This window comes from Nocardia sp. NPDC056000 (assembly GCF_042269265.1).
Classification (GTDB): Bacteria; Actinomycetota; Actinomycetes; order Mycobacteriales; family Mycobacteriaceae; genus Nocardia.
The window spans coordinates 22907-37744 of record NZ_JBHJXS010000002.1 but is presented as its reverse complement, the minus strand read 5'-3'; the positions used below and the strand labels follow the sequence as shown (position 1 = coordinate 37744).

Here is a 14838-nt window from a genome sequence, read left to right as displayed (position 1 = left end):
ACCACGCGAGCTCACCGGTTACCCGTCGCGCCCGGAATCGCCCGGCGCTCGGCCACCCTTCGGAATCGCGCGCACCAGTGCCTGTAAATCGGCCTCGAGCAGGCGGAACAGCCAGTAGCTGAGCGCGAAGGCGAGCACGCCGCCCACACTCAGCCAGCGCACCGGGACGATCACCAATTCCAGGTCCTCGCGCGAGACGAAAGTGGCGGTCACGACACCGAGCAGCGGCACCGACGCGGCGGCCGCCAGATACACATTGCTGCGCCGCGCCAAACCGAGCAGCTGTCGCCGATCGGCCGGTCCCACCGCGCCCCGCACCAGCAACTGCGGATACAGCGCCCGCACCGAATACCCGGCGATCAGGAAGAACGGATACGCGAGAGCGATTGCGGCACACACCACCTGGGCCGTGAAGAAATGCAGGAAGGTATGCGGTGGCAGCCGCGCCCCGGACGCGGACAGCGCCAGCGGCCAGGCCACGCCCGCGATCACCCACATCAGGAACGGTATCCACACCGCGCGCTCACCGAGCAGCAGTGTGTCCGCGCGGGCGCGGGCCAGCGCCGCGGGCGAATACCGATGCCCGCGGGCGAGCCGATAGGTGACCGTCAGCGGCCGCCGCGCCAGCCACAGCAGCAGCAGCGCCGCGAGCGGGAACGCGATGGCATTGTTGACCAGCGCGACCGTGCCGAACCGCTGCTGATCGACCGCGGACAGCCGATCAACGATCAGGCTCTGATTCAGCCGGATGTTGTAGACGCTGGCCAGCGCGTTCGGCACGCCGACGCACAGCGCCGCGATCGGCACCGGCCAGCTCCTGGCCCGCGACCGCCAGCTCTTCGGCGGCGGATCGACCAGGTCCCGGGCGCGCGCGTCCAGGCAGAGATCCAATTGCCCGGCCAGCTCGACGCCGTTCTGCCAGCGCCGATCCGGATCCGGGTCCAGGCATTCCAGCAGGACGCGTCGCAACGTGGCCGGGGTGTCCGCGGGCAGTGCGGCCAGCGCGGCGGGTTGCACGCCTGCGCGCCGCCGCGCCAGCATGGCCGTCACGACCTCGTGCCCGGGTATGCCGTCCGCCGCGGGATCATCGAATGGCGCTGCGCCGGTGAGCATTTCCCACAGCAGCACGCCGAGGGAGAAGATATCGCTGCGCGCGTCCGGCATCGGCGCGGCCGGATCCAGCCGTGCGGCAAGGGCTTCCGGCGACCGCCAGCGCAAACCCTCGGGCGAATCCGACGCCATCCCACCGGAACCCGGGATACCGGCGTTCCAATACAGCGGCCCCAGTGCGAAATCCGCGAGTTTGGGCACGCCCTCGGCCGTGAACAGCACATTCTCCGGCCGAATATCGTGATGCAACACCCCGTGCCGCTCGGCGTAATCGAGCGCCGCCGCCAGTCGCCGCCCCACCCACGCCACGGTCTCCGGCCAGCTCAACTCCGAAATCTCGCGCCGCACACTGGAATCCGCGGGCCGAATCTCCCCGCGCGCCTCCATCGCGGCGTCCACCGCCCGCAACAAGAGCTCACCGCCGGCCGCGGGACCGGGTTGCGCGCGGAGCAGGCTGAGCACCCCCGCGGCATTGCCACCCGGCAGGTACTGCATGTACAGCAGGCGCAGCGGGTTGCCGTTGCCCGCGATGAGGCGCTGATCGTAGACGCGGACGATGTAGTGGTGGTCGAGTTGGGCGACGGTGGGGCTGTCGCTGTTCGCGCCGGACTCCACCCGCACCGCGACCAGTCGCTGCATGGAGCGCTGGCGGGCCAGGAACATGCGGCTGTGCGTCACCCCGCCGAGATCGGTGAGCAGATCGAAATCGTCCAGGCGGCGGCCGGTTTCGATGCCCGCGGGCAGTTCGGGCGGCGGGGCTGGGGTGATGCCGTCCGAGAAGCGGCGGCGGATCTCCCCCGCCACCTCCGGGTATTCGGCGCTGAAAGTATCGACGTCCAGCGGCCGGTACCGGCTGCGGACCAGGTATTCCTCACACACCAGATCCGCGAATTCGGCGCTGCGCGTGACGGCCGGGAATTCGCTGCGATAATCGGCGATGCGCTTCTCCATACCGGTGCGCCGCCAGCGCTGCCGCATATCCACCCGCACCAGCGCGGTGAGCACATCGAGTTGCAGCGCTTCACCGTCGGGAACGTAGCCGTCCAGTTCCGGCGGTTCGAGGCGGTCGCCGCGCAAGGTGGATTCCCATTCGGCGGTGAAGCGGGAAACCGCCTGCGCCGGATGCTCGTTCACGATCCGGTACCCACGGGCTCCCCGGTGTCGTGAACTCGGCGACCGGGCGCCACCACACGTTCCAGGGCTTGCAGATCCGCCTCCAGCGCACGAAACATGATGTACACGGCCACGAAGGCCAGGATGCCGCCCACGCTGAGCACCCGCACCGCGACGATGACGCGCGGAATGTCCTCGGGCGGCAGGAATGTCACACCCGCCACGGCCAGCAGCGGCACCGACGCCGCCACCGCCAGATAGGTGGTGCAGCGGTGCCCGAGCCGATGCAGCCACACCGCGTCCTCACCGCTGATATCGCCGTGCCGCAGGAACATCGGATAGATACAGCGCACCAGGAAGAAGGTCACCAGGAAGAACGGGTACGCGACCGCGATGGCCCCGCACACCACCAGCGACACCACGAAATGCACCATGCCGCGCGTCGGTATCTCACCGGTGGACAGGCGCAGCGCGACCGGGAAGGTGATCGCGCTGATCAGCCACAGTGAGAACACGATGAGCGAAATGCGTTCTCCGGCAAGGAGTACATCGGCTCTGGCGCTGCGCAGTGTGTCCGCGTCGTAGGTCTTGCCTTTGCGCAGGCCACGCGGCACCCGGATCACTCTCCGGCACTGATAGATGATCAGCGCCGCCCCGAGCGGGAAGAACAGCACGTTCACCAGCGCGGTGATGAGGGTGAAGGTGTGCATGGCGGCTTCGGACATGCTGCTGATGATCAGCGTGTTGTTGTGCACGATGTTGTACAGCGAGGACAGCACATTGGGAATCGCGATGGCCAGGACGACGATCGGGATCAGCCAGGGCCGCAGCCGCATGCGCCAGCTGTGCGGCGGCGGATCGACCAGATCCCGCGCGCGCTGATCCAGGCACATCTCCAATTGGCTTGCCAGTACGGTCCCGCTGCTCCAGCGGTCCTCGCGGTCGGGGGCCAGGCAGGTGAGCAGCACGCGGCGCAGTGCGGCCGGGCAGTCGGCGGGCACGCGTTCCAGGGCGACCTGTTCCACACCGCCGCGCCGCCGGTCCAGCATGGCCTCCAGGGTGGTGTGGTCGCCGTGGCCGCCGGGTCCGGCGGTCGAGTCATCGAATGGTTTCGCACCGGTGAGCAATTCCCACAGCACCACGCCGAGCGAGAAGATATCGGCGCGGGTGTCGAGTTCGGCGGCCGAGCGGGCGCGGCCGGGATGGCACGCCTCCAACTGTTCGGGCGACATATACGACAGCGAGCCGCCGAAGTAGGCGACCGGGCTGGCGTCATCGAGATTGCGGCTGAAACTGATGTTGAAGTCGGCCAGTTTCGGCACGGCCTCGGCGGTGAGCAAGACGTTCGCGGGCTTCACATCCCGGTGCAGCACCCCGTGGCTGTCCGCGTAGTCGAGCGCCTCGGCGAGTCTGCGGCCGAGCCAGGCAACGGTTTCCGGCCAGCTCAGTCCGGCGAGCTCGTCGCGCACACTGGAATCGGTGGGCCGGATCTCGCCCTTCTCCTCCATGGCCGCGTCCACGGCGTCGAGCAGCAATTGCCCGCTGCGTTCGGCGACCGGGGTGGCGCGCACCCAGCGCAGCACCCCGAGCAGGGTGCCGCCCGGCAGGAACTGCATGTAGAGCAGCCGCATGCGCCGCCCGCTGCTGGTCCGGATGCCGGAAATGAGCCGCTGGTCGAAGACCCGCACGATGTAGTCGTGATCCAGTTGCGCCAGGGTCTGCGGTTCGGTGCCGTGATCGGCGGACACCTTGACCGCGACCAGCCGTTGCAGGGAGCGCTGCCGGGCCAGGAATACGCGCGCGAACGCACCGCTGCCGAGGCTGGTGAGCAGATCGAAATCGTCTATGCGCTGGCCGATTTCGAGCCGGTCCAGCAGTTCACCGGTTTCGGGGGCGCTGAGTCCGCCGCCGGTGGCGCGGGTGCCGTCCATCGCCGCGGCCAGGGCGGACGGATCCTGCTGGGTGAGTTCGCCCTGGTCGGGGACCCGGGTGGAATCGCCGTCCAGCAGGCCGCCCGCGCGGGTGGAGTCGATATCGAGCGGAATGCCCGGATGTGTGGAATCGCTGTCGTCGAAGGGTGCGGCCCGGGTGGCGTCATCGCCATCGCGAATGACGGTGGAATCACCGAAAGAGTCTGTGCCCCTGGTGAATTCGTCGAGAATATCGGCGGCCCGGGTGAACTCGGCCGAGGGCACGTGGGTGGTGCCGCCGCGGGTGGAGTCGTCCCGGGCGGCCCGCCGGGTGCTCTGATCCTCGTCATCGGCATTGAGCAGTTCGCGCAACTCGCCGGCCTGGTGCGGATACTCACGCAGACAGTCGCGCGGATCCACGCGTTCCCCGCTGTGCCTGCGGATGACGAACTCCTCGTACACCAGCCCGGCGGGCAGATCGGGCTCGGTGAGTTCGGGGAACTCGGCGCAGTACTCGGTGAGGCGTTTGCGCCGTTCCTGCGCCGGGACCGGCCCACCGGGGCGGCGCAGCCAGCGATGGCGCATATCGACCCGGATCAACTCCAGCAGCGCGTCCCGTCGCAGCGTGCTTGCGTCAGGCAGGAAAGCTGCGATATCCGGCGGCGTGGCAGCACTGCCCCACGCCGCGGTGAACGCCGCGACCACGGTGAATTCCGTTCCGGCCGAGTGACGGCCGGAGCGGCGCTCGGAACTTGAAACCATGTCCGCACCCATCTGGCTCGGCACGGATACCGTTCGAATCCGTACTGACGATCCATAGATGGACGGTTTTCCGATACCGGAAAAATCCGCCACACCAGACACCATCATCCCTGAGCAATAGCCGGAATGATAACTTGCGGCTGAACAGCGGATCACCCGATTTCGAACTCGAAGCGACGGGGGAACACCAGCATGTACGACGAGGGAGCCGCGCTAGCGGTTGACGCAGCGGTGAACGAGGCAGTGGTGAACGACGATAAAGCCGATATGAAGCCGGAGCCGCACATCTGCGCGGCAGAACCCGAAACTCCCGAAATCCTTCCACCCTTGGATCTGACCACCGCGACCGGGATCGCCTCCGCCGTCCAGAACGGATCGGTGACGGCCGAGCAGATGGTGGACGATGTACTCGCGCGGATTCGCGCACAAGATCGAAAAGTGAACGCGTTCAGCGAGGTTCGCTTCGACGCCGCCCGTGCCGAAGCGCGCGCGCTGGCCGAGCGGCCCGATCTGGACGTATTGCCGCTGGCCGGGGTTCCGGTCGCGGTGAAGAACAATATCGACGTCACCGGCGAGGTCACCCGCGCCGGATCGCTGGCCGGGGACAATCGGCCCGCGACCGCGGACCATCCGGTGGTGCGGCGACTACGCTCGGCCGGCGCGGTCATCGTCGGCCTGACCACGGTTCCGGAGTTCGGACTCTGGGGCGTCACCGACACCCCCGAGCGCATTACCCGCAGTCCCTGGAATCCGCGCTTCAGCGCGGGCGGCTCGTCCGGCGGTTCGGGCGCGGCGGTCGGCGCGGGCATGGTGACCATCGCGCACGGCAATGACGGATTGGGATCGGTGCGCATTCCGGCCGCCTGCTCCGGCGTGGTCGGCGTCAAACCCGGGCGCGGCCTGGTGCCCGCCGAGGTGGGACTCGATTCCTGGGGCGGCATGACCGAGAACGGCGTGCTGGCAACCACTGTCGCGGACGCGGCGCTCATGCTGTCGGTGCTCGCCGATCGGCCCGCGCTCGCCGAACTGGATCCGCCCAAGACACTGCGCATCGGCCTGGCCACCGCCGCGCCGACCCCGCTGTCCCGGGTGGATCGGGCCTGGGCGGGCGCCGCCGATATGGCCGCGGCCGCCGCCTCCACCGCCGGGCACACCATCGGGGTGTCCGAACTCCCCTATCAGGGCGCGACTTTCGCGCTCGCCCTGCGCTGGGTGGCCAATGCCGCGCGCGAGGCGGGCACGGTTCCGCATCCGGAACTGCTGCAGCGCCGCACCCGCACGCATATCGCGCTCGGCCGCTTCGTACTGAAATCGGGTCTGCTGCGCGCGTCCCAGGTGGATCGCATCGAGGCGCGCCTGCTCGACTACTTCGAACGCTATGACGTGGCCATCACCCCGACCCTGGCCACCCCGCCGCCCCGCGCGCGCCGTTGGCATTCGCGGCCGTGGCTCGCCAATATCGTTGCCAGCGCTCGGTTCTCACCGTTCACGCCGCTGTGGAATCTGGTCGGCTGGCCCGCCATCTCGGTGCCGATGGGTGTGCATCAGCGCACCGGCACCCCGCTGGCCGCGCAGCTCATCGGCCCGCCGGGCAGCGAGAGCACACTGCTGAAACTGGCAGCGCAGCTCGAGGCCGCCTGCCCGTGGGAGCGCACCGCGCCGGGCAAGGAGTAGACCCGGCGGCCACGCCGCCAATCGCTTCAGGCACGAAAAGGGCGGTCCCGGTGCGGGACCGCCCTTTTCGATATCGCTGCTCAGCGGCGGCGGCAATGCCTCCGACCCACTACCGCCGTCTGATTCGAGCTACCGCGCCCGATTGAGCTACTGCGCGGCGACCGGTTCCCGGTCCGCGAATCCGCCTTCGAGTACGCGGGCGGCGAACTCGAGGATGGTCGGACGATCGTCATCGGCGCGCCAGGCCACGGCCAGTTCGCACGGCGCGAGTCCGGCGACGGGTCGCGCGGTCAGGCCGGGCCAGCGGTACATGGGCACATTGTTCTCGGCGAGCAGGCAGACACCGAGTCCGAGCGAGACCGCCTCCAGGCGCTCCTCGGCGGTGGCCGCTTCCGCGCCGATCTTGGCCTGGCGGCCGCCGCGGGCGTCCGCGCCGAGCCAGAAATCGCGTGCCGCACCGGCTTCGGCGGGCATGGCGATGAAGGATTCATCGGCGAGCGCGGCGAATTCGATGGTGTCCTGTCCGGCCAGCGGATGGTTCTCCGGCAGCAGTACCCAGCGCGGCTCGGTGCGCAGCACCTGCCACCGGTAGCGACCGGTGTCGGGTACGGGCAGCCACATGAGCGCCAGGTCCGCCTGTCGCCCGGCCAGGCCACTGGACGGGTCGGTCCAGGATGCGGAGTGCAGGGCGAGGCGATGCCCGCTGGCGCTCTCCAGATCGGTGATCAGGCCGCGGCCGATGGAGGATTGGATGCCGACGCGCAGCACCTCACCCGCCTCCTGCAACGCGACATTGGTGACTTCCCAGAGCTCGAGGATGCGGCGCGCACCCTCCAGCAGTTCCTTGCCCGCGACAGTCAGTGCGACACTGCGCTGATTGCGGTCGAACAGGACCACGTCGAGTTGACGCTCCAGCTGTCGAATCTGCCGGGACAGCGTGGGCTGCGCGATGTGCAGCCGCTGGGCGGCGTTGGTGAAATGCAGTTCCTCAGCGACGGCGACGAAATACCGCAGGTCGCGCAAATGCGGGTCCATAGCCCCTTGCTATCAGAATCGGTCTTGAATATCCAGCCGTATCCGACCCAAAAGTTTGAAACTGAGTCAGAAAACAGCCGTCAGGTTTGTTAAAGACAGCATAGGGCGCGCCCGAAACTTTCCGGTAACCGGCACCGCGAATTCCTGGCCATTCCCCCCGACACGCATGCCCGAAATTGATACAGACATGTGACCAGCAGTAACACGCACCACGCTACACACCCCCGCCGACCGGCGCGACTCGAGAGCTGACCCCCGGCAACAAGCCCCGGCAACCCGGCTCACCGCGTCCACGGTTCTAACGTGAGTTTCATCACAGAAGCAGCAAGACCGCCCGCCGAATCCGGCGAACGGTCTCCGTGCGAAGGCTCGTGTGACGCGGTTTACCCGCCGTAGACCTTCGGGTCCAGGGTGCCGATGTACGGCAGATCGCGGTACCGCTCGGCGTAATCCAGGCCGTAGCCGACCACGAACTCGTTCGGGATATCGAAACCGACCGCCATCACATCCACCTGGGTGCGCAACGCGTCCGGCTTGCGCAGCAGCGTCACCACCTCCAGCGAGGCCGGATTGCGGCTGGACAGATTGCGCAGCAGCCAGGACAGCGTCAGACCGGAGTCGATGATGTCCTCGACGATCAGCACATTGCGCCCGGCGATGTCCTTGTCCAGATCCTTCATGATCCGGACCACGCCCGAGGAGGAGGTGGAGGATCCGTAGGAGGAGACCGCCATGAACTCCATCTGGGTGGGCACGGTCAGCCGCTTGGCCAGATCCGTCATGAAGAAGATCGCGCCCTTGAGCACGCCCACCAGCAGCAGATCACCCTCGGGGGCACCGGCGGGATAACGTTTGGCGACCAATTCGGCGAGCTCTTGAACCTTGTCCGCGATCTCGTCTTCGCTGATCAGCACCGACGCGATGTCGTCCCCGTACACGTCCGCTGGTTTCCCTTCAGAGATGATGTCGACCCCGATCGGGTCCGCTGTGGGCCGAGCCCAGTATGAGCCTGCCACGTTCACGCGCGGCAACCAACCTGGTCCCGGTGACCGAACCACCGACCGCCACCCCGCCCTGACCGCGCCAGTCGGTGATCAGTGCCTCGACCGCTCGTAAATTGCTGTCCGTCAATGATTTTGCGCCGCCCGCGAGCAACCACGCGCGAATGACGCGCCGCCGCAGCGCGGGCGCGACAGTGGCGAGCGTCTCGAGACGCAACCCGTCGCCATCAATCTCGGATTTCAGCAACTCTTCGGCAATCGCGTCCAGGGCGGTGCCGTCCTCCCGCAGCTGCGCCGCCGTCCGGGCCAGCGCGGGGGCGACTCCCCCGCCCAGCACCTCCTCCAGCAGCGGCAGCACCTCGGTGCGCAGCCGCACCCGGGTGAACTCCGGCGAGCTGTTGTGCGGGTCCTCCCAGGGCTCCAACCCGAGATCCGCGCACAACTGCCGGGTGACGCTCCGCCGCACCCCGAGCAGCGGCCGCCCCCACGGTTCGGCGTAATCGGTCATCCCCTGAATCGACCGGCCACCGGACCCGCGAGCCAAACCGAGCAGGACGGTTTCGGCCTGATCATCAAGGGTGTGCCCGAGCAGTACGGGCAGCCCGGATCGCGCATGGTCGAGTGCGGCATATCTGGCCTGTCGCGCCGCGGCTTCCAGGCCGCCCGCGGTCCCCACCCGGACCGTGAGCACGCGCGCGGATCGGCATCCCAGCTCCAGGGCTGTCGCGGCCGCCCGCGCCGCGATCTCGGCCGAGCCATCCTGCAAGCCGTGATCGACCACGTAGGCGTCCACGACATCCGCCTCGACGGCCGCGGCGGCGGTCAGCGCCAATGAGTCCGCGCCACCGGACAATCCGACCGCGACCACCCCGTCCGAGGCGTATTTCCCCAGCCAATCCCGCACCGCATGACGCATTTCCAGCGCCGCACGCGTCTCGGGTAGCCGTGGATTCACGCCCCGATCGTCGCATGCGGGCGCGATTACCCGACCCGTCGCGGTCGAGGTCGCCGATCGGTCGGCGCGGCCGGCTCAGCCCAGAACGCGGGTGACCCAGCGCTGCGGGTCACCGATCTCCTCGGTGCGCGGCAGCGTGTCGGCATCGGTCCAGATGTGGTTGAACCGATCCATGCCGACGGTGTTCACCACTTCGTCGACGAAGGCCTTGCCCCGAACGTACTGCGCCACTTTGGCATCCATGCCGAGCAGCGCGCGGAGTAGTCGTTGCAGCGGATTGGCGGGCCGCTTGCGGCGCTGATCGAAGGCCGCGCGAATGCGCGCCACCGACGGGACCACTGCCGGGCCGACGGCATCCATCACGTGGTCGGCGTGGCCTTCCAGCAGCGTGCCGAGCATGAGCAATCGGTCCAGGGCCTCGCGCTGCGGTTCGGCCTGGGTAGCGCGCAGCAGCCCGACCATGCCGCCCGCCGGATCCTCGATCCCGCGGCGGCGTTCCTTCACGGCCTCCACCAGGCGGCCGAGCATATCCGCCATCGGCTCCTCCCCGGCGTCACCGAGGATCTCCACATTGCGCTGCATGTATTCGGCGAGCCACGGCGCGGAGGAGAACTGCACCCGGTGCGTGACCTCGTGCAGGCACACCCAGAGCCGGAAGTCGCTGGGCGGCACGCCCAATGCGCGTTCCACCGCCATGATGTTCGGCGCGACCAGCAGCAGGGTGCCGTCCGGACCGCTGAACGGGTCGTACTGCCCCAGGATCGCGGTGGACAGGAATGCCAGCATGGCCCCGGCCTGTACGCCCGCGGGCTTGCCGACGAATTTGCCCCTACCCCCGGCCTCGACGCCGGTTCCGGTGAGCTGTCCCATGGATTCGGCGGCGGCCGCGATCCAGCCCTTGCGGTCGACCACGCGCGCGTCCGGCACCGCCCGGCCGTCGATGAGCCCGCTCACCTCGCGCACCGGCCCCTCGGCCCGTTTGGAGGCCTCGGCGAGCTCGCGCACGGCCTGTTCGGCCGAATACCGGGAAGTGCGCGGCCCGGACGGCACCAGCGCGGCCCCGGTGCGGGCGGCCAGGCTCCAATCGACCGAACCGGTCAGCGTGGATTTGAGCCGTGACGGCTCTCGGGTGTCGATGCTCACCGGTGCCTGCCCATCGTCACGGCCGTCCGCGAATTCGATACGTGTGACGGCCTTCTCATCGGTACGACCTGTCTCTGCGCCCGGCCGATCGGCGGGGTGTTCGGGTCCGGTCATAGTCATCCACCCGTCAGGAGCAGCCACAGTTGCGCAGTGCGGCGGCGATGGCGTCCAAGGCGGGGCGGCTCTGTTCGGGCAGCCGCTGATTGGACATCAGCGCGAAGGTCAGTACGCGCCCATCGCGATCCAGCACATATCCGACCAACGCGCTCGCGACGTCCAGAGTTCCGGTCTTGGCCCGCACCCAGCCCGCTCCGGCCCGGTCACGGCTGGTGTAGCGGTCGGCGAGCGAGCCGGTGGCCCCGGCCACGGGCAGATAGTCGAGCAGGCCCGCGAGCGGATGGTCCGTGGTGTTCGCGGTCGCGGTGACGCCCGAATTGCCTTGTCCCTCGCCACTACCCGGCAGTGCGGCCACGGTGACGATGCGGTCCAGCAGGCGCGGCGGAATGAGATCGTCCACCGACAGCCCGCTGGCATCGAGCAGGGTCAGGCCGCTCGTATCGAATCCGGCGGCGCGCAGGGTGGTGGCCATGGCGGTGACGGTGCCGGTGAACGACGCCTCCGAGCCCGCGGCGACGGCGATTTCGCGCCCGATGGTCTCGGCCAGCACATCGTCGGAGTGAACCATCATGTCGCGCAGTCGATCTCGCAGCGGTGCGGACTGCACCGAGGCGACCTTGGTGGATCCGGCGGCCGCCTTGCCCAGGCGCACCTTGCCCGGGTCGAGTCCCAGATCGCTCGCCAGCCTGCGGCCCGCGTCCAGCGCGGGGGTCGCGGTGCGCGGCGAATACTCGACCAGCGGATTCAATCGCCCGCCGTCGATCATCACCGGATCGATGGGTGCGATGGAGCCGCCGCCGATATCGGCCGGATCCCAGCCCTGCGCCATGGCCGACCCGGCGTACGCGGAGGTGTCCACCACGATCGTGTCCGGCTTCTGCCCGGAGGACTTGATCTGCGCCACCAGATCCGAGAGCTTCGGCCCATTCGGGTAGTAGCCCTTGCCATCCGGCTGCGCGGTCAGCGTCGGATCGCCGCCGCCGACCAGCACCAGCTCATTGGCGGCCGCGCCCGTCACCACCTGCGTGGTCACCCGATGGTCCAGCGGCAGCGCCAGCAGTGCGGCGGCCGTGGTCAGCACCTTGGCGGTGGAGGCGGGAATCATCGGCTTGCCCGGATCGGTCGTCCACAGCACCTTGCCGCTGTCCGCGTCCGAGACCGAGGCCGCGAAAATCCCCAGATCCGGATTGCCGACCACGGGTGCGAGCGCGGCGGCCAAACCGTTCGCGCTCGGCGCCGGTGCGTCCGCCGGAGCGGGCGCCACCTGCGGTAACGGTTGCACCGGCGACGGCGGGTCCGCGATCGTCAAGCCCCCGTGCCGGAATTCCTCCGTCCACGGTTTCAGCGTCAACACCACACCCGTGGCGATGCCGAGCACCACCACCAAGACCGATGCCACCAGGATCCAGGTCTTCCGACGCCGCTTGGCTTCCAGCCCACCGATGTTCTGCTTGTTCCGAGCCACCTGCCGCCGTCTCCCTGATACCCGTCCCTGCCGAACCCACGCATCCGCGCATCACACTATCCTCGTTGCGCAGTCGTTCCCCCGAACGAGCTGGCGAGTCGGCAGCCATACCCGCACCGAAGAAGGAGATGACGTGGAGTTCGACGTCACCATCGAGATCCCCCGGGGTCAGCGCAACAAGTACGAGGTAGACCATGAGACCGGCCGGGTGCGGCTGGACCGCTACCTGTACACGCCGATGATGTACCCGGCCGACTACGGCTACATCGAGAACACCCTCGGCGGCGACGGCGATCCGCTGGATTGCATGGTGCTGCTGCCCGAGCCCGTGTTCCCGGGTGTGCTGGTCGAGGCCCGTCCGGTCGGCGTGCTCATCATGAGCGATGAGGCCGGCACCGACGAGAAGCTGGTCGCGGTCCCGAACAAGGACAAGCGCTGGGATCACATCCAGGACGTCGAGGACATCCCGGAGTTCCAGCGCAAGGAGATCGCGCACTTCTTCGAGCGCTACAAGGACCTGGAGCCCGGCAAGTGGGTCAAGGTCGAGGGCTGGGACAACCGCGCCAAGGCCGAAACCCTGGTCACCGAGGCGTACGCACGCCTGAAGGAGCAGGGCGGCCACTGATCTCGGTGCCGAATCATGCGGTGGGCGGTGCGGTTTCCGTGCCGCCCACCGTCATTCGCAGCGGGACTTCCCTCCCGTTCAGCTACGAAAGTTGTTATTTGCCTTCGAACTTCGGGGCGCGCTTCTCGAAGACGGCCTGAATCGCCTCGGTGAGATCGTGCGAGGGCAGGAACGCGGAGTTCCACGCCGAGACGTAGCGCAGTCCGTCGGCGACCTTGCCCGCCTTGGGCTGATCCAGCACATCCTTGATGCCCTGCACCACCAGCGGCGGGTTCTCGGCGATCTCGCGAGCCAGCGCGTACGCCGCGTCCAGCACCGCTTCCTGATCGGCGAACACGTCGTTGATCAGACCGATCTTCTCCGCCCGGGCCGCGTCGATGTCCTTGCCGGTGTAGGCGAGTTCGCGCAGATGCCCCTCACCGATGATTCCGGGCAGCCGGTGCAGCGAACCGATATCCGCGACGATGGCGACCTTCGCCTCGCGCAGACTGAACTTGGCCTCCGCGCTGGCGAGCCGGATATCGGCCGCCGCGATCAGATCCAGCCCGCCGCCGATGCACCAGCCCGATACGGCCGCGATGACCGGCTTACGGCAATCCGCCACCGCGGTGACCGAGGCCTGCATCTCGCGCACGTGGCGCAGGAAGTCGGTGCGCGGTCCCGCGAGCGCCTTATCGGCGAGCAGCGGCCCGAACAGCGGGCTCATGGCGGGCAGGTCCAGCCCGTAGGAGAAATGCTTACCCGACCCGGTGAGCACGACGGCCCGTACTTCCGGATCCGCGTCGAGCTCGCGGAAGATGAGCGGCAGTTCACGCCAGAAGTCCGGGCCCATGGCATTGCCTTTGCCGGGACCGGTCAGGGTGACGGTCGCGATGTGGTCCTTGCTTTCGACCTCGAAAGCCTTCCAGTCGGTCATCGGTCCAGCGTATCGGGGGTGCGGAGGGTCCGGGCGGGCGGTGTAAATCCTGTGCTAAATCTGCTGTCCCGCACTGGTTTCCGGGGGCTCGCGGACGGGACGATTAGCAGGGTCCGCAAGCCACACTCCGGGCTGGGAGTTTCCCGTGTTGATGCATCATGGAATCGGCCTCGACCGCTTCAATTCCTGTTCCCGCCAGCGCGCCGTACACGCCCTGTACGAATGCTGCAGCTGTGTCAGCTGGGCCGAGAAGATCGCCGACGGCCGCCCCTACCCCGGCTACGACGCTTTGCAGACCGCCGTCGCGACGGGATTGCGCGCGCTCTCCGCGGCCGAATTGGAGCACGCCTTCGATTCGTGTGCGCGCGAAACGATTTCGGAGCACAGTGTCGCCGAGCTCCAGCGCGTCACCCGAGCACGCATCGAGCGAATGCTCGGCCCGGAAGAGGGCTATCCCGAATACTGATCCCCCGCACATCCACCGCAATCGCTCTACTCTGGTGCCATGCGCAGGTCCCTGCCACCGGTCGCTTCCAAAGTTTCCGACACACTGATTGCTCGCGGTCATCACGGGGTCATCCTCACCCAGCCGCAACCCACCCACACCGCGGCCGAGGCCGCCCAGGCGCTCGGCGTGGAGCTCGGCGCGATCACCAAATCGCTGCTGTTCCTGCTTGACGACGATCCGGTGCTGCTGCTGGTGTCCGGCGCGCACACGGTCGATCTGGATCGCACCGGGGAACGCCTGGAGGGCACGCTGACCCGGGCCCCGGCGGCCATGGTGCAGCAGGTGACGGGTCAGCCGGTGGGCGGGGTCGCCCCGGTCGGGCATCCGATCAATCTGCCCACGTACATCGATACCGCGCTCGCGCGGCATTCGGAATTGTGGGCGGCGGGCGGGCATCCGAACACGGTATTCCGCACCACTTTTGGTGAGCTGGTTCGGATAACCGCTGGTCTGGCGATCGACGTCGATTGAGTGCCGGCGAATTTCCGCACCGGATGGAATATC

The 14838-nt window shown here is 68.2% G+C and carries 12 protein-coding genes; 4 read left to right on the top strand and 8 right to left on the bottom strand.

The features are described from left to right. Nucleotides 1-18: 18 nt before the first annotated feature. Nucleotides 19-2244 (bottom strand): protein kinase, encoded by a 2226-nt coding sequence (locus ACFC4D_RS05190; protein ID WP_376061919.1) that lies wholly within the window; start codon nt 2242-2244, stop codon nt 19-21. Continuing rightward, on the bottom strand, nt 2241-4895 hold the full coding sequence (locus ACFC4D_RS05185) for a serine/threonine-protein kinase (RefSeq protein WP_376061918.1): 2655 nt from the start codon (nt 4893-4895) through the stop codon (nt 2241-2243). The genes ACFC4D_RS05190 and ACFC4D_RS05185 overlap by 4 nt, the downstream gene beginning before the upstream one ends. 246 nt (nt 4896-5141) lie before the next feature. On the opposite strand from ACFC4D_RS05185, the gene ACFC4D_RS05180 reads away from it, so the two are divergent. Continuing rightward, nucleotides 5142-6569 (top strand): amidase family protein, encoded by a 1428-nt coding sequence (locus tag ACFC4D_RS05180; RefSeq protein WP_364637591.1) that lies wholly within the window; start codon nt 5142-5144, stop codon nt 6567-6569. Nucleotides 6570-6716: 147 nt separating this feature from the next. Here the strand turns inward: ACFC4D_RS05180 and ACFC4D_RS05175 are convergent, their stop codons facing one another. The 5 genes from ACFC4D_RS05175 to dacB all read right to left on the bottom strand — a co-directional run bounded on the left by ACFC4D_RS05175 (nt 6717) and on the right by dacB (nt 12264). Continuing rightward, nucleotides 6717-7604 carry a LysR substrate-binding domain-containing protein gene (locus tag ACFC4D_RS05175; protein ID WP_364637589.1) on the bottom strand — a complete coding sequence of 296 codons (888 nt, stop codon included), beginning with the start codon at nt 7602-7604 and terminating at the stop codon, nt 6717-6719. Between the two features lie 383 nt (nt 7605-7987). Then, nucleotides 7988-8542 (bottom strand): hypoxanthine phosphoribosyltransferase, encoded by a 555-nt coding sequence (hpt, locus tag ACFC4D_RS05170; protein ID WP_364637587.1) that lies wholly within the window; start codon nt 8540-8542, stop codon nt 7988-7990. Nucleotides 8543-8558: 16 nt separating this feature from the next. Then, nucleotides 8559-9521, bottom strand: coding sequence for a tRNA lysidine(34) synthetase TilS (tilS, locus tag ACFC4D_RS05165; RefSeq protein ID WP_376062240.1), 963 nt, complete (start codon nt 9519-9521; stop codon nt 8559-8561). A 114-nt stretch (nt 9522-9635) separates the two neighbouring features. Next, nucleotides 9636-10817, bottom strand: a complete 1182-nt coding sequence (locus tag ACFC4D_RS05160) for a zinc-dependent metalloprotease (RefSeq protein ID WP_364637585.1) — start codon at nt 10815-10817, stop codon at nt 9636-9638. Nucleotides 10818-10830: 13 nt separating this feature from the next. Continuing rightward, nucleotides 10831-12264: a D-alanyl-D-alanine carboxypeptidase/D-alanyl-D-alanine-endopeptidase gene (gene dacB, locus ACFC4D_RS05155; RefSeq protein WP_376062239.1), complete on the bottom strand. Its 1434-nt coding sequence runs from the start codon at nt 12262-12264 to the stop codon at nt 10831-10833. Between the two features lie 154 nt (nt 12265-12418). Between dacB and ppa the strand changes: the two genes are divergently transcribed. Next, nucleotides 12419-12910 (top strand): inorganic diphosphatase, encoded by a 492-nt coding sequence (gene ppa, locus ACFC4D_RS05150; RefSeq protein WP_364637581.1) that lies wholly within the window; start codon nt 12419-12421, stop codon nt 12908-12910. A gap of 94 nt (nt 12911-13004) precedes the next feature. On the opposite strand, the gene ACFC4D_RS05145 is transcribed toward ppa, so the two are convergent. Further along, complete coding sequence (locus ACFC4D_RS05145) at nt 13005-13826, bottom strand: crotonase/enoyl-CoA hydratase family protein (RefSeq protein WP_375962288.1); 822 nt, start codon at nt 13824-13826, stop codon at nt 13005-13007. Between the two features lie 145 nt (nt 13827-13971). Between ACFC4D_RS05145 and ACFC4D_RS05140 the strand changes: the two genes are divergently transcribed. Next, a complete protein-coding gene (locus ACFC4D_RS05140) occupies nt 13972-14292 on the top strand; it encodes a 2-oxo-4-hydroxy-4-carboxy-5-ureidoimidazoline decarboxylase (protein WP_376061917.1) in 321 nt (106 codons plus the stop codon). Between the two features lie 39 nt (nt 14293-14331). Continuing rightward, nucleotides 14332-14805, top strand: coding sequence for a YbaK/EbsC family protein (locus ACFC4D_RS05135; protein WP_364637577.1), 474 nt, complete (start codon nt 14332-14334; stop codon nt 14803-14805). Nucleotides 14806-14838 lie beyond the last annotated feature (33 nt).